Source organism: Nocardioides limicola (assembly GCF_016827675.1).
In the GTDB taxonomy this organism is placed as follows: Bacteria; Actinomycetota; Actinomycetes; order Propionibacteriales; family Nocardioidaceae; genus Nocardioides; species Nocardioides limicola.
Map to the genome: position 1 here is coordinate 139,060 of NZ_JAERJA010000003.1, position 19,906 is coordinate 158,965.

Annotated in this window: 14 protein-coding genes; 8 read left to right on the forward strand and 6 right to left on the reverse strand. The window is 70.5% G+C overall.

Features of this window, described 5'->3' with window-relative positions; genetic code table 11:
- Positions 1–134 precede the first annotated feature (134 nt).
- Together JKG67_RS07820 and JKG67_RS07825 are read right to left on the reverse strand one after the other, a co-directional pair.
- On the reverse strand, positions 135–749 hold the full coding sequence (locus tag JKG67_RS07820; RefSeq protein ID WP_203336738.1) for a mobile mystery protein B: 615 nt from the start codon (positions 747–749) through the stop codon (positions 135–137).
- A gap of 100 nt (positions 750–849) precedes the next feature.
- Complete coding sequence (locus tag JKG67_RS07825) at positions 850–1,362, reverse strand: mobile mystery protein A (RefSeq protein WP_203336739.1); 513 nt, start codon at positions 1,360–1,362, stop codon at positions 850–852.
- An 869-nt stretch (positions 1,363–2,231) separates the two neighbouring features.
- On the opposite strand from JKG67_RS07825, the gene JKG67_RS19180 reads away from it, so the two are divergent.
- Both JKG67_RS19180 and JKG67_RS07835 read left to right on the forward strand, forming a co-directional pair.
- Positions 2,232–2,357, forward strand: coding sequence for a Clp protease N-terminal domain-containing protein (locus JKG67_RS19180; protein ID WP_372442057.1), 126 nt, complete (start codon positions 2,232–2,234; stop codon positions 2,355–2,357).
- A 125-nt stretch (positions 2,358–2,482) separates the two neighbouring features.
- Positions 2,483–3,850, forward strand: coding sequence for an HNH endonuclease signature motif containing protein (locus JKG67_RS07835; protein WP_203336740.1), 1,368 nt, complete (start codon positions 2,483–2,485; stop codon positions 3,848–3,850).
- 13 nt (positions 3,851–3,863) lie between these two features.
- Here JKG67_RS07835 and JKG67_RS07840 read toward each other — a convergent pair whose 3' ends face one another.
- Genes JKG67_RS07840 through edd form a run of 3 tightly spaced genes read right to left on the reverse strand, consistent with a single transcriptional unit; the run spans position 3,864 to position 6,738 of the window.
- On the reverse strand, positions 3,864–4,217 hold the full coding sequence (locus tag JKG67_RS07840) for a DUF1801 domain-containing protein (protein WP_203336741.1): 354 nt from the start codon (positions 4,215–4,217) through the stop codon (positions 3,864–3,866).
- A 39-nt stretch (positions 4,218–4,256) separates the two neighbouring features.
- Positions 4,257–4,880 carry a bifunctional 4-hydroxy-2-oxoglutarate aldolase/2-dehydro-3-deoxy-phosphogluconate aldolase gene (gene eda / locus JKG67_RS07845; protein ID WP_203336742.1) on the reverse strand — a complete coding sequence of 208 codons (624 nt, stop codon included), beginning with the start codon at positions 4,878–4,880 and terminating at the stop codon, positions 4,257–4,259.
- Entirely contained in the window at positions 4,864–6,738 is a 1,875-nt protein-coding gene (gene edd, locus JKG67_RS07850) for a phosphogluconate dehydratase (protein ID WP_307816472.1), read from the reverse strand. The genes eda and edd overlap by 17 nt, the downstream gene beginning before the upstream one ends.
- An 86-nt stretch (positions 6,739–6,824) precedes the next feature.
- Between edd and JKG67_RS07855 the strand changes: the two genes are divergently transcribed.
- Positions 6,825–7,994 carry an ROK family protein gene (locus JKG67_RS07855; protein ID WP_203336743.1) on the forward strand — a complete coding sequence of 390 codons (1,170 nt, stop codon included), beginning with the start codon at positions 6,825–6,827 and terminating at the stop codon, positions 7,992–7,994.
- Positions 7,995–8,023: 29 nt separating this feature from the next.
- Here the strand turns inward: JKG67_RS07855 and JKG67_RS07860 are convergent, their stop codons facing one another.
- Complete coding sequence (locus JKG67_RS07860; RefSeq protein ID WP_238998140.1) at positions 8,024–10,138, reverse strand: DEAD/DEAH box helicase; 2,115 nt, start codon at positions 10,136–10,138, stop codon at positions 8,024–8,026.
- A 334-nt stretch (positions 10,139–10,472) separates the two neighbouring features.
- On the opposite strand from JKG67_RS07860, the gene JKG67_RS07865 reads away from it, so the two are divergent.
- From JKG67_RS07865 to JKG67_RS07885, 5 genes are all read left to right on the forward strand, one after another.
- Positions 10,473–15,962: an ATP-binding protein gene (locus JKG67_RS07865; protein ID WP_203336745.1), complete on the forward strand. Its 5,490-nt coding sequence runs from the start codon at positions 10,473–10,475 to the stop codon at positions 15,960–15,962.
- Between the two features lie 399 nt (positions 15,963–16,361).
- Positions 16,362–17,198, forward strand: coding sequence for a TIGR03619 family F420-dependent LLM class oxidoreductase (locus tag JKG67_RS07870; RefSeq protein ID WP_203336746.1), 837 nt, complete (start codon positions 16,362–16,364; stop codon positions 17,196–17,198).
- 97 nt (positions 17,199–17,295) lie between these two features.
- A complete protein-coding gene (locus JKG67_RS07875) occupies positions 17,296–18,543 on the forward strand; it encodes an NADH:flavin oxidoreductase/NADH oxidase family protein (protein WP_307816473.1) in 1,248 nt (415 codons plus the stop codon).
- A 7-nt stretch (positions 18,544–18,550) separates the two neighbouring features.
- A complete protein-coding gene (locus JKG67_RS07880; protein ID WP_203336747.1) occupies positions 18,551–19,129 on the forward strand; it encodes a TetR/AcrR family transcriptional regulator in 579 nt (192 codons plus the stop codon).
- Between the two features lie 94 nt (positions 19,130–19,223).
- Positions 19,224–19,838, forward strand: coding sequence for a hypothetical protein (locus JKG67_RS07885; protein ID WP_203336748.1), 615 nt, complete (start codon positions 19,224–19,226; stop codon positions 19,836–19,838).
- The last annotated feature ends 68 nt before the right edge of the window (positions 19,839–19,906 follow it).

Below are 19,906 nucleotides of genomic sequence, written 5' to 3' on the forward strand. Positions count from 1 at the left end.
GGCGTCGCGTGGAGCGGCCCCTCAGCCACCCGCCCCCAGCAGCACGCCCACCTGCCTTGCCGCGTCGTACAACGGCTGCGTCGCCCGCCCACTTTGACGCAGGTTCACAGCGCCAGTTCGACCAAGCCGAGAGTTCAGGAACGCACGAAGGAAAGCAGCGGCTCGCAATCGCCGACGTCGCCTGCGCGCAGCGCCGCGAGGTACTTGGCCCGCACCTCGGTTGCGGTGCTCAGGACGTTGCCCTGACTGCCTCCCCAGGTGAACTCGGGCGCTCCGAGCGCTCTGAGAATGAGGTCGGTCATGAATCGGGAGTGGCGTCCGTTACCGTTCGCGAACGGGTGGATGGCGACGAGTTTATGGTGGAACCGGACGGCTGCGGCGTCGATGGACAGGTCAGAGTTCTCGGCGAACCAGTACTTGGCGTCCTCGACTAGGTTTCGGACTTCGACGCTGATGTAGATCGGGTCGATGCCGATGGTCCTCTCGGTGCGCCGGTAGGTGCCGGCCCAGCTCCAGACTTGGCCGAAGAGGTCCTTATGGAGGTCGCGGACGGTCTTGTCGTCGAGTATCCGGTCGAGAGTGTTGCGCCGCTTGGTCCACTTGCTCTGCCCGGACAGAATGTTGTCCGCCTCAGCTTCGTTGAGGTCGCCGCGCGTGGTGATCCACGATTGTTTGAGCCCCTCAAGCTCTTCTTCATCGAGCGGGGTCGCGCCAGGTGGTTCCTCCCCCCGGTCCGTCAGCACCTTCACGTCCAGGGCGTTAGAGCTCGCCGGTTAGCGCCGGCGTGCAGCTGGGTGAGGATCGTGAGCATGAGTATGAGCATCATGATGCTCATGCTCATGCTCATGTTCAGGCCCCCGCCCGTGTAGCGGACGTTGAATGATTGTCGGAGCTGGCGCTCCAGAGCCCCGGCCTCGTCAGGTACATGTCTGCGAGGTCCCTGACTCGCCTTTCAAGCTGCTCGTTGCTGAGCGCCTGGTCCTCAAGAGCCATCGTGTGAGCGACCCGGCCCAGACGCTCGAGTGCACGAGTGCGCGCCCGTTCGTTGACCATCTGTTCCAGCGAGCGGCGAGGTACCAAGGCGTATACGACGTCACACTCCAACGCGTCAGCAGCCCGCTGCAGAGTGTCGAGTCGGATGCTGCCCGTTCGTTCATTGCTCTCGAGCCTGGTCAGGCTCGGCTGGGAGACGCCCATGCGCTCAGCCAGATCATCGGCACGCATCCCCAGCGCCTCACGGATGGCACGCACCCAGCCGCCGTGCGGCTTTGCGCCCTTCGCCGGCAGTTGCCGCCACGCCACGAACCTTTCGTCGAGGGCCGCGCGCGCACGAGCTTGGGTTCGAAGTCGGTCGGACACCATCCAAACCGCCTTTCAGATACGTTGCAACGTATGAAGAATCCGATCTTTCATGCATTAGAGTACATGAAGGTTCCACCTTAGTATACAGTAAAACGTATGAGACAAGGTCTTCTCCATACGCTCAAGCGTATCTCGAAGTGAGGAGCGAACCTCATCTGACGGCAGCACCGACCTCAGTGCCCGCCAGACGAAGGGTCTGTGACCGTTCGTCCCAGAACCCCGTCCGTTGTCGAACCCGCGTCACTCCGCCATAAGTCCCCTACCCATCTCGGAGGGCGAGGTCGTAGAAGCGCTGCCGACCGTCCGACCCGACCGCGAAGAGCAACCGCCGTGGACCGAGCTCCGCGGATCGGTCCCACTCCATGGATGGCGAGTCTCTTCGAGCTTCCTCTTCCCATCGCACCTGATCGTTCGGCACGACGGAGAGCTGGTCTCCGGGCAGCACGATAGTTGAAGCATGGGTCCAACCCACAGCGTTTGCCTCCGGCCGCTGCCAGCGGTGGAGTATGCGACCGTCCTCAGCACTCCTCGCACCGAAGTGGACCGACTTGGCCCGATCCGGCTCCCATCAGGCTTGAGCCCAGCGCTGCGAGCAGCGCCACGACCCACCGTCGGTCAACACGTGCGTCTTGCCGCCGCGAGTGACGCTCGCGCCAGGGCATGCCCGGTGCCGAGAATCGAGCCTCAGCTCCGGGCGGTTCTGCTTCAACCGAATCGCCTCGGATAGCGCTAGTTCGAGCGCCTTCTTCGCATCCGGCGTGAACGGAATGTGGCCACCCGGGGCCCGGGCTGCCCGCTCCAGTGCATCAGGGCCGAAGACTGCCTCCGCTTGAAAGAGCATCCACACCGGTCATCTCCTACTCGGCATCCTGCAGGCCGAGAGCCCCGGTCGAGCGCTCCTTCTCCAGGCAGGGGTTGACACCGACGCGCTCCGCAAGGAGCTCGAAGAGCAGACGAGGGGGGTACAAGGTCACCGTGCGCTGCCCAGTAGCTAGCGCAACCCCGACAGCATTGTCGGCGGTGACGCGTACGTTGAGCGGCATGCAGCAGAGCTCTGACCGTCCGAAAATTCTCTCAGATCTGCCTTGTATTCGTATATACGTTCTGATATAGTCACGTCATGGAGCGATTCGGCGCATCGGCAGACCACATGGTCAGTCACGTGCGCGCCGCTCGCAGCCAAGTCGCGAACGCTCTAGCAACTCCGCTCAGCGACCTCGACGAGGTCGGGCTGACCACGGCGATCACCGAGGCAGCCGCGCTGGAGTCCCAGCTGCAGGCCCTGAAGCTGCAACTCGCCGCCGAGGCCGAGCGTCGCCAGGCCGCAGAAGACACCGGCGACACGGGCACCGACGCCTGGTTGGCCAGACTGACCGGGGACCGCCGCGAGCTGCTCAACGGCGGACTGCTGCTGGCCGAGGCCTTGCAGGCCCACCACCGGCCCACTCTGACCGCCCTGAGCGAGGGCAGGATCCGGTTGGACCAGGCCCGAGCCATCGTGAACGGCCTCGCGCCCACCGTGGACGAGGCCACCCCGCAGCAGATCGCGGCTGCCGAAGACCTCCTGATCGCCAAAGCCACCGGCGAAGGCACCCGGTCCGGCGTCCCGATGCCACCGGCCCGCCTGCGGCAGGCCGCCCGCCGCGCCTACGCCCGGATCGACCACGACCTGCACCTTCGCCACCAGGCCATGAGCGTCAACGGACACGAACGGCGCGGCCACGGCGAAACCTGGCTGTCGATGGGTCCGCGCGGCGACGGCACCTACTCGGGCAGGTTCTCCATCCCCGAGCGCCACGGCGAGCTGCTGCGCAGCGTCTTGGAGAAGCTCTCCGCCCCACGCCGCCTGGTCCGCGACCGCGCCGGCAACTCGATCGTGGACGACTCCGCGCCCGACTGGGGCGTCACCGACCGTCTCGGCCACGCACTGTGCGAACTCATCGAGCACTTGCCCACCGACCGGCTCGGCCCCTCAGCCATCACCATGCTGGTGAAGATGGACCTGGACGACCTGATCGCCAAACTGAGCGAGGCCGGGGTCGCCACCACCGGTTCCGGAGTCGACATCTCCGCAGCCGAAGCCCGGCGCCTGGCCTGCCAGGCCCAGCTCGTGCCGGCGGTCCTCGGTGGCCGATCCGAGCCACTCGACCTGGGACGAGCCCGCCGACTGCACACCGACAAGCAGCGCCAGGCACTCGCGCTCACCCACGACTCCTGCGCCATCGCCGGCTGCGACCGGCCCTTCGACTGGTGCGAGATCCACCACCCCACCCCCTGGAGTCACGGCGGAGGCACCGACCTCGACAACGCCCTCCCCCTCTGCGGACACCACCACCGCACCGTCCACCAGGGCAAACACGAACTACTCCGACATTCGGACACCGAGTGGACCCTCAAGTATCTGAGACCACCGCGCCGACGACCACAGCCATCTGGCCGCTACACCTACATCCCCACCCGCGAGTCGGGCCTGCCAGAAGCGAGCTGACGCCGGCTCATGCTCACCCGCTGACCGCTCGCCGGAGCAGAGCGGCGACGCTGTCCCGCTCGGCGTCGGCAGCGGTGTCAACCCGCACGTGCCGCACGTGCTTGCCCTTCCCGGCCAACAGCCCATCCGGGTCATCGAGATGCGCCCCACCGAAGAAGCCGAACTGCACATGATCGGCCTCGGTATGCACATAGGCCACCGGACGGTCCACGTCGAGCCAACAGCCGTTGCCCCACTTCACCGACTCGGTGAGCTCAGGCGCCACCTCGGCGACCAGCACCCGCAGCCGGTCGATGAGCGGCCGCGCGTGTGCCGGCTGGGCGGCGGCGTACGCATCGAAGGTGTCGTAGCGCGGCATCGCGGGCATGGGCAACCTCCTCGGTGGTCGCCCCCACGATAGCCAGCATCAACCCAGCGCAGCGGCCTCCGCGGCCAGGTCGGCGATCCGGCCCCAGTCCTTGGCCGCCACCGCGTCCTTCGGGGTCAGCCAGGTCCCGCCCACACAGCCGACGTTGGCCAACGCCAGATAGTCGGGCGCGGTGGCGGCGGTGATGCCGCCGGTGGGACAGAAGCGTGCCTGCGGCAACGGCCCGGCGATCGAGGTGAGCATCCGCACCCCACCGGCAGCCTCGGCGGGGAAGAACTTCATCTGCGTCAGACCCGCCTCCAGCACCGCCATCACCTCCGACGGCGTGGACGTGCCCGCCAGGAACGGCACCCCGGTGTCGGTCATCGCCGCCAGCAGCGTCGGCGTCGCCCCCGGCGACACCAGGAACGACGCGCCCGCAGCGGCGGCTGCCTCGGCCTGGGCCGGGGTGGTCACGGTGCCCAGACCCAGCGCGATCTCCGGCACCTCCGCGGCGATCGCCCTGGCCGCCTCGAGGGCCACCGGGGTGCGCAGCGTCAGCTCGATCGCCGGCAGGCCACCGGCCACCAGCGCCCGCGCCAGCGGGACGGCGTCGGCGACGTCGTCGATGACCACCACCGGCATCACCGGGACGATCGAGAGCAGGTCAGACGTGGACGACATCGCGCACCTCCTGGGCTTCGCCGATCACACGGAACACACTGGCACCGGTGTCGGCAGTCCCGACGGTAGCCCGGAAGGCGGCGAACAGTTCGCGGCCGGTGCCCGCCTGCTCGGCCTCGGTGCGCGGCCGGCCCCCGGCCGCTCGGGCCGCCAACTCGGCCTCGTCGACACCGATGTCGAGCAGGCCACGGTCGGTGTCGACGGTGATCAGGTCCCCGTCACGAACCCGCGCCAACGGGCCACCCAACGCCGCCTCGGGGGTGACGTGGATCGCCGCCGGCACCTTCCCCGACGCGCCGGACATCCGCCCGTCGGTGACCAGGGCGACCTTCTGGCCGCGGTCCTGCAACACCCCCAGCGCCGGGGTCAGCTTGTGCAGCTCCGGCATCCCGTTGCCGGCCGGCCCCTGGTAGCGGACCACCGCCACGAAGTCCTGGCCGTCGAGCTCGCCCGCGCCGAACGCAGCCAACAGCTCGGACTGGTCGTCGTACACCTTGGCCGGTGCGCTGATCACCCGATGCTCCAGGCCGACCGCGGAGACCTTGGTGACCGCACGACCCAACGGCCCGCCCATCACCCGCAGCCCGCCGTCGGCGGTGAACGGGTCCGCCGCGCTACGCAGCACCGCGGTGTCGGCGGACTCGGTCGGACCCTCCACCCAGGTCACCGCGTCGCCGTCCAGGCGCGCCTCGGCCGTGTAGCGGCGCAGGCCCGGACCGGCGACGGTGCGCACGTCCTCGTGCAGCAGTCCGGCGTCCAGCAACGTCGCGATCGTGTACGCCGTCCCGCCGGCGGCGTGGAAGTGGTTCACGTCCGCGCTGCCGTTCGGGTAGACCCTGGCGATCGAGGGCACCACCGCGGACAGGTCCGACAGGTCGTCCCAGGTCAGCGAGATCCCGGCCGCGGCCGCCATCGCGACCAGGTGCATCGTGTGGTTGGTGGAGCCACCGGTGGCCAGCAGCGCCACGCAGGCGTTCACGATCGCCTTCTCGTCCACCACCTCACCGATCGGGGTGTACTCCTCCTCACGGGAGATCGCGGTCACCCGGGCGCCGGCGGCCTCGGTGAACGCGGTCCGCAGCGCGGTGCCCGGAGGCACGAACGAGGCCCCCGGCAGGTGCAGACCCAGCACCTCCATCAGCATCTGGTTGGAGTTGGCGGTGCCGTAGAAGGTGCACGTCCCGGCCGAGTGGTAGGAGGCCGCCTCGGACTCCAGCAGCTCCTCGCGGGTGGCCAGGCCCTCGGCGTACCGCTGCCGGACCTTGGCCTTCTCGCCGTTCGGCAGGCCCGAGGCCATCGGCCCGGCCGGCACGAAGACCGCCGGCAGGTGCCCGAAGGAGAGCGCCCCGATCACCAGGCCGGGCACGATCTTGTCGCAGACCCCCATCAGCAGCGCGCCGTCGAACATGTCGTGGGAGAGCGCGATCGCGGTCGACATGGCGATCACGTCCCGACTGAACAGCGACAACTCCATCCCGTCGCGGCCCTGGGTGACGCCGTCACACATCGCCGGCACTCCCCCGGCGAACTGACTCAACCCGCCCGCCTTCAGCACCGCACGGTTGAGCACCTCGGGGTAGTCCCGGAACGGCTGGTGCGCGCTGAGCATGTCGTTGTAGGCAGAGACCAGCGCGATGTTGGGTTTGCGCCCCGACCGCAGGCCGGTCTTCACCGGCTCGTCGGCGGCGGCGAAGCCGTGCGCGAGGTTGGTGCACGCCAGCCTCCCGCGGGCCGGGCCGCGCACGGCGGCGGCACGGTTGCGCTCCAGGTAGGCGGCCCGGGAGGCCGCGCTGCGCTGCTGGATTCGGCTGGTCACGTCGGCGATCACGGGGTTGATCGCTGGCTTGATCTGGGTCACACCGACGATGGTAGACCAATTATGTCTGTCTTGAACAGTCCTTAGGTCTTTCATAATCCAAAGGGGGGTGATTGAATGCGGCCACCATGGAAAGAACCACCACAGCCGGCGACCTGCTGCAGCTGATCCGCGCCGGACAGGTCGTGACCCGGGCCGACCTGCAACGCCACACCGGCCTCTCCCGCACCGCGATCACCTCCCGGCTCGCGGCGCTGGCCGACCTCGGCCTGCTCACCGAGGCCGAGAGCACCGCCACCGGCGGCCGCCCGGCCGGTCGGCTGCGGTTCTCCCCCGGCGCCGGGCTGGTGCTGGCCGGCGCCATCGGCCGCAGCCGCATCCAGTTGGCCGTCTGCGACCTCGACGGCACCGCCCTGGTCTCCAGCAGCCACGACCACGAGGTCAGCGCCGGAGCCGACGCGGCGATGCAGTTCGTCGGCGACGAGTTCGCCGCCCTGCTCGCCCAGCTCTCCCCCGGCGGCCAGGACCAGGGCCGGATCTGGGGGGTGGGGCTCTCCATCCCCGGCGTCGTCGACATCGACAAGGGCGCCAGCGTCGACTCCCCCGTGCTGGCCGGCTGGGACGGCATCCCGCTGGCGCCGTACCTGCAGCACGTCACCTCGGCCCCGGTGGTGGTCGGCAGCGACTGCCAGGCGCTCGCGGTCTCCGAGCGGGACGGACACCTGCGTGAGGTCCGCGACCTGCTCGCCGTGAAGGCCTCCACCGGCTTCGGCCTCGGCGTGGTGGTGGACGGCCGGCTGGTCCGCGGCCACCGAGGCGGAGCCGGCGAGATCGGCCACGTCAAGGTCGACGCCGCGGCCGGGCTGCCCTGCCGCTGCGGCGACTCCGGCTGCGTCGAGGCGATCGCCGCCGGCTGGGCCCTGGTGCAGCAGTTGCGTGCCCGCGGCGACGACGTCGCCCACGTGCGTGAGGTGGTGGCCCGCGCCCAGACCGGCGACGCCGAGGCCCGCGCGCTGCTGCGGGAGAGCGCCCGCCGGCTCGGCGAGGTGCTCGCCGACGCGGTCACCCTGCTCAACCCCGAAGCGGTGGTGGTGGCCGGCGACATGGGCGCCGCCTTCGACGTGTACGCCGCGGGGTTGCGGGAGAGCCTCTACTCGCGCGCGTCCGCCCTGGCCACCCGGGATCTGAAGCTGCTGCCCGCCACCCACGGAGAACGGGCCGGCCTGGTCGGCTGCGCCCGACTGGCGCTCGACCAGGTGCTGGCCCCGGCCGCGATCGACGCCCTGCTGACCCGGTGACTCGGCCCCGGTGATTCAGCGCCGCTGACTCAGCCGCGCTGCTCCAGTGTCTGGGTGAGCAGGGTGACCAGCGCCTCCAGCCGGATGTCGGTGGTGGAGACCTCCCCGTCGGCCCCGTCCAGAGCGCGGGCGGCCAGACCGGCCTTGGAGTCGATCAACTCGGCGACCCGGGCGTCGATGGTCTGCGCGGCGATGATCCGCCACGCGGTGACCGGCTCGGTCTGACCGATCCGGTGCACCCGGTCGATGGCCTGGGTCTGCTCCGCGTCGGTCCAGGACAGCTCGGCGAGCACCACGTCGGAGGCGACCTGGAGGTTGATGCCCACCCCGGCCGCGGTCAACGAGCAGACGATCACGGCTACGTCGGGGTCGTTGACGAATGAGTCGATCGCCTTCTGTCGCGCGGTCGCGGACTGGTCGCCACGGATCTCGGTGTAGCGGATCTCGCGCCGGTCGAAGAGCGCCCCGGCCGCATCCATCACGTCCAGGTGCTTGGCGAACAGGACCACCTTGCCGGCACTGCGCGCCAACTGGGCGGCATAGTCGGCGGCCAGCTCGGCCTTGGCCCGGCCGATCCGGCGCATCATCGCGAAGACGTTGTCGCCGCTGCCCGAGTCGTCGCTGTCGGAGAGCTCCCAGCCCGCCACCCGGCGTACCAGCTCGTGGTCGATGCCGTCGACCTGGTCGCCGCCGCGACGCGTCACCATCGCCGCGTCGTAGCGCTGCGCCAGCCGCACCGCGAGCTCGCGTTCGGCGTCGCGGATGGAGCGGGTGTCGGCGTCGCTGAGCTCGACCGGGACGTCCGCGATCCGACGCGCCGGGATGTCGGCGGCCACGTCCACCTTGCGGCGGCGGACGATGCCCATGTCGACGACCGCCTGCCGGGCCGCCGGATAGAAGCCGAAGTCGGCCGGGGTCATCCCGGTCGCCTCCAGCGACGCCATCAGCGCCAGCCCCGGCTGCTTCTCCTCGATCCAGCCCAGGAACTGCCAGATGGTGCGGAAGTCCTCGACGTCGTTGATCAGCGGGGTGCCGGTCAGCGCCATCATCAGCGGCCTGGCCACCCGGCGGCGGATCCGGTCGGCGATCTCGAGGACGTGCTGGGAGCGCTGCGACTTCTTGTTCTTGATGAAGTGCGCCTCGTCCACGATCATGCCGCGGAAGCCGTGCTCGCCGATCCAGTCGACGTGCCGGTCCAGCACCTCGTAGTTGACCACCATGATGTCGGCGAACCCGTCCACGTGCTCACCGTCGCCGTGGATCACCGAGACGCTGCGCGACGGCGTCCACATGCTCACCTCGCGCGCCCAGTTGGTCTTCACCACGTTGGGCACCACGGCCAGCAGCGGGAACGCGTCGGCGGCCTGAGCGGCGAGCAGCGCCTGAGCGGTCTTGCCCAGACCCGGCTCGTCGGCGAGCAGGAAGGTGCGGTGCCCCTTGGCGACCGCGGCCAGCAGCTTGGCCTGGTGGCCCATCAGCTCCAGGCCCTCGGGCAGCAGCACCGGCCGTGGGTCGGGCAGCTCCATGCAGGACGAGGCGCCCGGGGACGGGTGCTCGAACGCGTTCAGCAGCGGCCCGATCAGCTCCCAGCCGGCCAGCCGACGCTCGGTCAGCTTCGGCGGCGCGGCCTGGTAGTCGGGCGTCATGAACGGGTTGGCCATCTGCGCCCGGATCACCGACTGGGGCACCACCCGCCGCTCGGCACGCTCGGTGTCCACCGCGGCACGGGGCTTCTGCTCGGGCACCGGCTCGGGCTCCCGGCCGCCGGCGATCTCCATCTCCCGCTTCAACCGGCGGGCGGCGTCGGAGACGTCGGCATCGTCGGCCAGCAGCGTGAACAGCGCCGGCTGCCGGGCCGCGGTCTGGGCCAGGATGGTGGCGATCCCGTCGAGTCGCTTGAGCTGGCCGTCGCGTTGCGCAGCCGTCAACGAGGTGTCCGCATTCAACGCGGCGCGCTCCTCACGCACCAGCAGCGCGATCGCCTGGAAGCCGGCGGCGGCGACCTCGCCGCGCTGCACCTTGGTCTCCACCTCCCGCACCCGCATCGCCAGGATCGGGATGATGCCCTGGTTGTCCTGAGCGCGACGACGACCACCCGAGGTGGTGCGCGCTGCGCCGGAACGGCGTCGACCCTGTGCGGCCAAGAGAACTCCTCCCACGCCACACTGCGGTGACGTGCCAGTTGGTACGGCGATGTCCGGGCCACGCAGGGGGCCACAGACCTCGACCCCCGGATCGCTCCGATAGACCTGCCTCACTCGGACCAGATGGCCATCGGGGGCAGCCTTCATCTCAGAGCACTGAATCTGACTCCGGACGAGGCCCAGCGTACCCCGGAACCGGCCCCGCGCGTAGCAGTACCCCCGTGCTGGCGAGCCGTGGCTACTCACGCGTACGCGTCGTACTCGCCCGTAACCCGCCACCCATGACAGCCTTCAGGCCCGACCGCCGTTCCTCGGCAGCCGAAGGAGCCACGCCATGTTCACCCGAATCGCCATCGTCAACCGAGGAGAGGCCGCGATGCGGCTGATCCACGCCGTGCGGGACCTCAACGCCGAGGGCGGAACCCCGATCCGCACCATCGCGCTGCACACCGACGAGGAGCGCACCGCGATGTTCGCCCGCGAGGCGGACGAGGCGTGGCCGCTCGGCCCGGCGTCGGCGCGGCCCTACATCGACCTGGCCGTGCTGGAGCGGGTGCTGGTCGAGTCCGGTGCCGACGCGGCCTGGGTGGGCTGGGGATTCGTCGCCGAGGACCCCGCGTTCGCGGACCTGTGCGACCGGCTCGGGGTCACCTTCATCGGCCCCAGCGCCGAGGCGATGCGCAAGCTCGGCGACAAGATCGGCTCCAAGCTGATCGCCGAGGAGGTCGGTGTCCCGGTCGCCCCGTGGAGCGGTGGCGGAGTAGACACCCTGGAGCAGGCACTCGCCGCGGCCGAACGGGTCGGCTACCCGCTGATGCTCAAGGCCACCGCCGGCGGCGGCGGCCGCGGCATCCGGCGGGTCGACTCGGCCGACGACCTCAGCGACGCCTACCAGCGCACCCGGGACGAGGCGGAGCGCGCCTTCGGCAGCGGCGTGGTCTTCCTGGAGCGACTGGTCACCGGTGCCCGGCACGTCGAGGTGCAGGTGATCGCCGACGGCCAGGACACCGCCTGGGCCATCGGAGTGCGCGACTGCTCCGTACAGCGACGCAACCAGAAGGTGATCGAGGAGTCCGCCTCCCCCGTCCTGGACGCGGACCAGAATGCCGAACTGAAGGCAGCCGCGGAACGGCTGGCGATCGCGGTCGGCTACCGCGGCGCCGGCACCGTGGAGTTCCTCTACCACCCGGGCGAGCGGACGTTCGCGTTCCTGGAGGTCAACACCCGCCTGCAGGTGGAGCACCCGATCACCGAGGTCACCTGCGACTTCGACCTGGTCAAGGCCCAGATCCGGGTCGCCGCCGGCGCCCGCCTCGAAGGCGACCGGCCCACCGAGAAGGGACACGCCGTCGAGGCCCGGCTCAACGCCGAGGACCCCGACCGCGACTTCGCGCCCGCCCCGGGCCGGATAGCGCTGCTGGAGCTGCCCTCGGGCCCCGGGATCCGGGTGGACACCGGTGTCGGCGAAGGCGACACCATCCCCGCCGACTTCGACTCGATGATCGCCAAGATCATCGCCCACGGCAGCACCCGCGCCGAGGCACTGGCACGACTGCGCCGGGCGATGGCCGAGACCTGCGTGGTGATCGAGGGCGGGGCCTGCAACAAGAGCTTCGTGCTCGACCTCCTCGACCAGCCCGAGGTGATCGACGGCACCGCCGACACCGCCTGGATCGACCGTGCCCGGGACCAGGGCCGCCTGGTCGTCCACGAACACTCCGGCATCGCTCTGGTCGCGGCCGGCATCGAGGCCTACCAGGACGAGGAGCGGGTGGAGATCGCCCGCCTCCTGGAGAGCGCCCACGGCGGCCGGCCCCAGGTCCAGCACCGGGTCGGCCGACCGGTCGAGTTCAAGCTGCGGGGTACGTCGTACCAGGTCACCGTGCTGCAGATCGGCCCGTCCCGGTTCCGGGTCCGGATCGGCGCCGGGGACCTCGTCCACGAGGTGGTGGCCCAGCTGGAGCGCCGCGGCGAGTTCCACGCCCGCCTGCGAGTCGGTGACCGCGAGTACCGGATGGTCACCGCCACCCACGGCCCGGTGCACCTGGTCGAGGTCAACGGGGTCGCCCACCGGGTCAGCCGGGACGAGGGCGGCGTGCTCCGCTCACCCGCACCGGCACTCGTGGTGGCCTCACCGGTGGCCGTCGGGGACGTGGTGCCCGCCGGCGCACCGGTACTGGTGCTGGAAAGCATGAAGATGGAGACCGTGTTGCGCGCCCCCTTCGAGGCGCGGGTGCAGGAACTGATGGTGATGACCGGCAGCCAGGTCGAGACCGGCGCACCGCTGGTGCGGCTGGAGCCGATCGGCGACGGCACCGACGAGGAGTCGGCCAGCGACACCGCCGGCCCGCCGCTGGACCTGCCCGAACTGAACCCCGCCGCGTCGGCGACCTCACGCGCGGCGGCCACCCGGGCCGACGTGGCCGCGCTGGCGATGGGCTTCGACCTCGACCCGAACGACGGCGACGACGCGGTCGCGCAGTACCTGTCGGTCCGCGACGAACTCGTCCGCGCCGGGCACGACGTGGTGGCCGAGGAGCTGCCACTGCTCGGTCTCTTCGCCGACTTCGCGGAGCTGAGCCGGAACCGGCCCGCCGGGGAGGAGCTGCACACCGAACTGCGCGTGCACAGCTCCCGGGAGCACTTCCATTCCTACCTACGCAGCCTCGACGTGGAGCGCGACGGCCTCCCCGCCCAGTTCACCGACCGGCTCGCCCGGGTGCTCGCCCACTACGGCGTCACCGACTGGGACCGGACCCCGGCGCTGGAGGCTGCGGTCTTCCGGATCTTCCTCGCCCAGCAGCGCTCGGCGCCCGAGGTGCACCTGGTGACCGGGCTGCTGCAGCGCTGGATCGCCGAGCCGCCGGTCCCGGCCGACCTGGCCGGACCGGTCCGCGAACTGCTGGAGCGCCTGGTCCGGGCCACCCAGCTCAGGTTCCCGGTGGTCGGCGACCTGGCCCGCAGTGTCCGGTTCCGCTGGTTCGACCAGCCCCTGGTGGACGCCGAACGGGCCAGCGTGCTCGGCGGCGTCCAGGACCAGGTCGCGGCCCTGGCCGCGGACCCCGACCTGCCGGACCGGGCCGAGCGGATCGAGGCGCTGGCCGCCATCCCCGAGCAGATCGTGGACTTCCTGGCCGAACGGCTCCAGCACGGCGTACCCGAAGAGGAGCCGATGCTGGAGGTGCTGGTCCGGCGGCACTACCGCGAGCACGACCTGACCGGCGTGGCCTCGGTGCAGCGTGGCGGGCGCCCGTTCGCGGTGGCCGACTACACGCTGGACCAGCGGCCGACGCGGCTGATCTCCACGGTCGGCTCGGTCGCCGAACTCAGCGACCCCGCGCTGACCACCGCACTCGCCGAGGAGGTGGCCGCCCGCACCGGAGGCGACGACGCCGTCATCGACCTCTACCTGCACTGGCCCGACGCCCCCGAGGCACCCGAGGCGGCGAGCGCGGAACTGGCCCGCCTGGTCGGCGCCCTCGCGCTCGACGTACGCCGGGTCACCATCGCGGTCTGCCCCGGCGGCGGACGTCCGGTCGGCTACTTCAGCTTCCGGCCCGGCCCCGACGACACGACGGTCGAGGACGACCTGATCCGCGGCGTGCATCCGATGGTCGGCCGGCGACTCAACCTGTGGCGGCTGCGCAACTTCGACGTCACCCGGATCGAGGCCCCCGAGGACGTGCTCCTCTACGAGTGCGTGGCCAAGGAGAACCCCCAGGATCGGCGCCTGGTGGCGCTGGCCCAGGTGCGGCAGCTCGCCGTGGTCCGCGACGATGACGGCAAGGTCGTCGGTGTCCCGCACGCCGAGCGTGCGGTGGAGAACTGCCTGGAGGCGATCCGGCGGGCACGCACCGCCCGCGGCGCAGCCGGCAGCAAGCTCGACACCAACCACGTGTGGGTGCAGGTATGGCCCGTGGTCGACGCGGACCCGGAGCAGTTGGGCGCCCTGCAGGGCAAGATCACGCCGCTGACCGACAACGCCGGCATCGAGGAGGTCTGCGCGCAGGGCAGCCTGGCCGGCCCGGACGGCCCGACACCCGTGGTGATCCGGTTCCACTCCCGGCCCGGCGCCGGCGTCACCGCCTCGGTGGAGGCGCCGCCCACGGAGCCGCTGAAGCCGCTGGACGAGTACAGCAACAAGGTGGTCCGGGCCCGTCGACGCGGCCTGGTCTACCCCTACGAGCTCGAGTCGGTGCTGGCCGGTCCCGGCGGCACCCTGGTCGAGCACGACCTCGACGACACCGGAACCCTGGTCCCGGTGCACCGCCCGCGCGGCCTGAACAAGGCCGGCATCCTGGTCGCGGTGGTGACCACGCCGACCTCCCAGCACCCCGAGGGCGTCACCCGGGTGGTGCTCTGCGGCGACCCGACGATGGCGTTGGGTGCGGTCGCCGAGCCCGAATGCAGCCGGGTCATCGCCGCCATCGACCTCGCCGAGCGGATGCAGGTGCCGGTGGAGTGGTTCGCGCTCTCGGCGGGTGCCCGGATCTCGATGGAGTCCGGCACCGAGAACATGGACTGGGTCGCCGCCGCGTTGAAGCGGATCATCGAGTTCACCCAGGCCGGCGGCGAGATCAACATCGTGGTGGCCGGCATCAACGTCGGCGCGCAGCCGTACTGGAACGCCGAGGCGACGATGCTGATGCACACCAAGGGCATCCTGGTGATGACCCCGGACAGTGCGATGGTGCTGACCGGGAAGCAGTCCCTGGACTTCTCCGGCGGCGTCTCGGCCGAGGACAACTTCGGCATCGGCGGCTACGACCGGGTGATGGGCCCGAACGGCCAGGCGCAGTACTGGGCTCCGGACCTGGCCGGCGCCTTCGACGTACTGATGGCCCACTACGACCACACCTATGTGGTCCCGGGTGAACGACGCCCCCGCCGGGCGGTGACCACCGACCCTGCGGACCGGGACATCGCCTCCTTCCCGCACACCTGCCCCGACAGCGACTTCAGCACCGTGGGTGAGATCTTCTCGGCGACGAAGAACCCGGACCGCAAGAAGCCGTTCGACATCCGGACCGTGATGCGGGCGCTGGCCGACCAGGATCACCGCACCTTGGAGCGATGGGCCGGGATGGCCGACGCCGACACCGCGGTCGTGCAGGATGCCCACCTGGGCGGGCACCCGGTGTGCCTGCTCGGCATCGAGTCGCGGCCGGTGCCCCGGCTGGGGTTCCCTCCCACCGACGGGCCCGACACGTACACGGCAGGCACCCTGTTCCCGCGTTCGTCGAAGAAGGCGGCCCGGGCGATCAATGCGGCCAGCGGCAACCGTCCGCTGGTGGTGCTGGCGAACCTGTCCGGCTTCGACGGCTCCCCGGACTCGATGCGGCACCTGCAGTTGGAGTACGGCGCCGAGATCGGTCGGGCGATCGTGAACTTCGACGGACCGATCGTCTTCGTGGTCATCTCCCGCTACCACGGCGGCGCCTTCGTGGTCTTCTCCAAGGCGCTGAACCCGAACATGACGGTGCTGGCCCTGGAGGGCTCGTACGCGTCGGTGATCGGTGGCGCCCCGGCCGCAGCGGTGGTCTTCGCCGGCGAGGTGCAGAAGCGCACCTCGGCCGACCCCCGGTTGCAGAAGCTGAAGGATGAGATCGCCGAGGCCAGTGGCGCCGACCAGAGCAGGCTGGTGGTCGAGCTCGCCGAACTCGAGGCCTCGGTGCGTCCGGAGAAGATCAGCGAGGTGGCGGCGGAGTTCGACGGCGTCCACGACATCCACCGTGCGGTGCAGGTCGGCTCGGTGGACGAGGTGATCAGCGTGGCCCGGCTGCGTCCGCGGGTGATCGAGGCCCTGGACGCCGCCCTCCCCTAACCCGCGAGGTGTCACATCTGGTCGGCCGAGGTGTCACATTTCGGCGGTCGAGGTTTCACATCTGGTCGGTCGAACGGGGTCTCGATACGCTCGCTGACGCTCGCTACTCGACCGCCGAACAGCTCACGCTCGCGACTCGACCGCCGAACCGCTCACGCTCGCTACTCGACCGCCGAACAGCTGACGCTCGCGACTCGACCGCCGAACAGCTCACGCTCGCTACTCGACCGCCGAACCGCTCACGCTCGGTGGTCGACCGCCGAACCGCTCACGCTCGGTGGTCGAGTGCCGCCGAGGAACGAGGCGGTGTATCGAGGCCACCCATCCGGTCCAGCCGACTGCTAGGTTGACGCGGATGGCGCAGACCCGGTCCAGCGAGGCACGCCGATGAGACTCGCCGTGAGCAGCCCGATCGTCACCGCGGTCCCGGGCGCCAGCAGCACCTGGGAGCGGGCCGCCGGGATCGATGACCTGGTCAGGGTGGCGCAGGAAGCCGAACGGCTCGACTACCACCACCTGACGTGCAGTGAGCACGTGCTGGTGCCGACCGGGGTCGCCGCCGAGCGAGGTGGCACCTACTGGGATCCGTTGGCCACCTTCGGGTTCCTGGCCGGGCACACCGAGCGGATTCGCTTCGCCACCCAGGTGCTGGTGCTCGGCTACCACCACCCCCTGGCGATCGCCAAGCGGTACGGCACCCTGGACCGGATCAGTGGCGGCCGACTGGTGCTCGGGGTCGGCGTCGGATCACTCGAGGAGGAGTTCGCCGTCCTCGGGGCGACCTTCGAGGGCCGGGGCGCCATCGCCGACGACGCACTCGCGGCACTGCGAGCGGCGCTGTCCCAGCGCGAGCCCGTGTACGACGGGGCACACTTCGCCTTCGCCGACGTGGTCGTGGACCCGTACGCCGTGCAGCCGCGGGTGCCGCTGTGGGTCGGCGGCCGGACCCGCCGATCACTGCGACGGGCGATCGCCCTCGGCGACGGCTGGGTGCCGTTCGGACTCGGCGCCGGTGAGCTGGCCCGGATGCTCGGCGAGGTCGACGTACCCGCGGAGTTCGAGACGGTGCTGGGTCCGGGCCGGCCCCTGGACCCCCTCGGCGAACCGGACCTCGCCCAGGATGCGGTGGCGAGGCTGGCCGAGGCCGGCGCCACGATCGTCTCGGTGACGCTGCGTGCCGACTCACTCGCGCACTATCTGGAGCAGCTGGCCGCGATGGCCGAGCTCGACCGGTGAGGTGATCGCGGGTGAGGCAGGTCACACGCCCGGACCCTGTCCAAATAACTATGTAGGTGTGCATACTTAAGGTCGATCCCGTCCCCAAGGAGCACCCGTGACCACCACCACCGCCGCCGAGGCCCTGCACCAGCCCCTCACCCTGCGCGAGGGCATCGTGCTCCGCAACCGCCTGGCCAAGGGCGCACTCAGCGAGAGCCTGGCCCGGCGCGACCACTCCCCCGGCTCCCGGATCAAGAACCTCTACCGCCGCTGGGCCGACAACGGGCTCGGCCTGATCATCACCGGCAACGTGATGGTCGACCGACGCGCGATCGGCGAACCCGGCAACGTGGTCGTCGAGGACGACTCTGCGTTCGCCGATCTGGTCGAGTGGGCCCAGATCATCAAGTCCGGCGGCGCCGCCGCCTGGGCACAGATCAACCACCCCGGCCGGCAGGCCCCCCGCACCCTGACCCCGCAGCCGGTCGCCCCCTCCGCGGTCGCCCTGCCCGGCGCCGGCGGCATGTTCGCCGAACCGCGCGAGCTGACCGTCGCCGAGATCGAGGAGATCATCGCCCGGTTCGCGACCACCGCCGGCATCTTGATCCGCGCCGGCTTCGACGGCATCCAGATCCACGGCGCACACGGCTACCTGGTCAGCCAGTTCCTCTCCCCGCTGGCCAACCAGCGCACCGACGAGTGGGGCGGTACACCGGAGAACCGGCGCCGCTTCGTGCTCGCCCTGGTCCGCGCCATCCGCGCCGAGATCGGCCCCGATGTCGCCCTGGCGATCAAACTCAACTCCGCTGACTTCCAGCGCGGCGGCTTCAACGAGGACGAGTCCCTCGACGTGGTTCGCGCCCTGGCCGCCGAAGGGATCGACCTGCTGGAGATCTCCGGTGGCACCTACTCCTCCGCGGCCATGCTGGGCGTCGACCCGACCCTGAAGGAGAGCACCCGACGCCGCGAGGCCTACTTCCTCGACTACGCCGAACGGGTTCGCGCCGAACTGCCCGATCTGCCGTTGATGCTCACCGGCGGCTTCCGCACCGCCGAGGCGATGAACGACGCGGTCGCCTCCGGGGCGGTCGACCTGATCGGCCTGGGCCGGCCACTCACCGTCGAACCCGACGTACCCGGCCAACTGCTGGACGGCACCGTCACCGCCAGCACCGTCAAGCCCAAGCGCAGCGGGATCCGGCTGATCGACAGCCTCACCGAGCTCACGGCGTACACGGTGCAGATGTGGCGGATGGCCGACGGCCGTGAACCGGCTCCGCGTCGCCACCCGGCGTTCAACGTGACCGCCTACCTGATCCGCAACGGTCGCGACAGCGTCCGCGTCGGCCGCCGCGGTCTGTGAGCCGGCGATGGCTCGGCGGCCCAACCCGGAGAACCGCGATCGGATCGTCCGCACCACCCGCGACCTGATCCGCCGCAACGGCGTCCCCGGTACCACCATGCTCGACGTCGTCGCCGCCGCCGGCGCCTCCCGGGGCTCGCTGTACCACTACTTCCCCGGGGGTCGTTCGGAGATGGTCGGCGACGCGGTCCGCAGCGCCATCGACGAGTACACCACCGGCATCGACTACCTGGTCACCCTCACCCCCGCCGAAGCGATCCCACTGCTCGTGGAGGTGTGGCGCGCCGAGGCCGAGGCCAGCGACTACACCGCCGGCTGCCCGGTGGTGGCCGCCGCTCTGGGCGGCGCCAGCGAACCCGAGGCCCGGGACCTGGCCGGTGAGGCCTTCACCTCCTGGACGCACGCGATGAGCCAGATGCTCGTCAACCACGGGCTACCCGGCGACCGCGCCGAGTCGCTGGCCACCCTGGCGCTCGCAGCCATCGAAGGCGCCGTCGTCCTCGGCCTCGCGCAGCGCTCCAGCGAGCCGATGGAGCGGGTGGCGCAGGAGCTGGTCGCCCTGGTCGAGGGGTTCGAGCCCGGATAGCCCCACGGCCCTGCCCCCCGACGAAGCCTGACGGGAACCACCCGACGCCATGACACGTCACATCACTTGACCGACTGTCGACCAGGAGGGTGACGTGACCAGACGAGGCCTCACCCTTGGAAGCGTGATAGCCGTGTTCGTGGCAACGGCTGCCGTGGCCGCAATGGCGACTGCCACCGCACTCTCGCAGGAGAGCACGACGCCTCCCGGAGACTCGGACGACCAGAACACGTCGCGGATCACATTGGCGGAACAGCAGGTCGACGATGCTGCGGACTCGATCGCGACGTTCTGGGACCTTCCTGGCTTCGCTGCCACCGGGCTCGACTACGACGCCCGAAGCGTGACGGTCTGGTGGGTCGGTGACCTGCCTGGCGAAGTGACCCGGGCTATCGCCGAGCTCCCTGCGGACATCACAATCATCGTGAAGCAGGCGAAGACTTCTGGCGACGACGCCCTGACCGCAGTGGAGTCGCTGGTCGAAAGCGGGATCCTCGACACCCACGGCTACCAGTTCGCTCACGGTGGCCCCAACAGGGACTACAGCGGCATCGAGGTGTACGTGGCCCCGACAGCCAGCGCCTCAGCCGCCGCTCGCTTCGAGGAGGCCGCCCAACTCCACCACTCAGCCGGTCCCCAGAGTCACCTGCCCCTTGAGATCGTCCACGTCGACGAGAACCAGGTTGCCCGACCCGCGCCAGGGCGGTGACCTGCCAACCAGCACGCTCCTTCACCCTCCGTTCCTGCCATCGGCCCCGGAAGCCTCCCGCTGATCGG

Coding starts and splice junctions, on each gene's coding strand:
- JKG67_RS07825 (WP_203336739.1), bottom strand. CDS start 1,362: ATGGTGTCCGACCGACTTCGAACCCAAGCTCGTGCGCGCGCGGCCCTC.
- JKG67_RS07835 (WP_203336740.1), top strand. CDS start 2,483: ATGGAGCGATTCGGCGCATCGGCAGACCACATGGTCAGTCACGTGCGC.
- JKG67_RS07840 (WP_203336741.1), bottom strand. CDS start 4,217: ATGCCCGCGATGCCGCGCTACGACACCTTCGATGCGTACGCCGCCGCC.
- eda (WP_203336742.1), bottom strand. CDS start 4,880: ATGTCGTCCACGTCTGACCTGCTCTCGATCGTCCCGGTGATGCCGGTG.
- JKG67_RS07855 (WP_203336743.1), top strand. CDS start 6,825: ATGGAAAGAACCACCACAGCCGGCGACCTGCTGCAGCTGATCCGCGCC.
- JKG67_RS07865 (WP_203336745.1), top strand. CDS start 10,473: ATGTTCACCCGAATCGCCATCGTCAACCGAGGAGAGGCCGCGATGCGG.
- JKG67_RS07880 (WP_203336747.1), top strand. CDS start 18,551: ATGGCTCGGCGGCCCAACCCGGAGAACCGCGATCGGATCGTCCGCACC.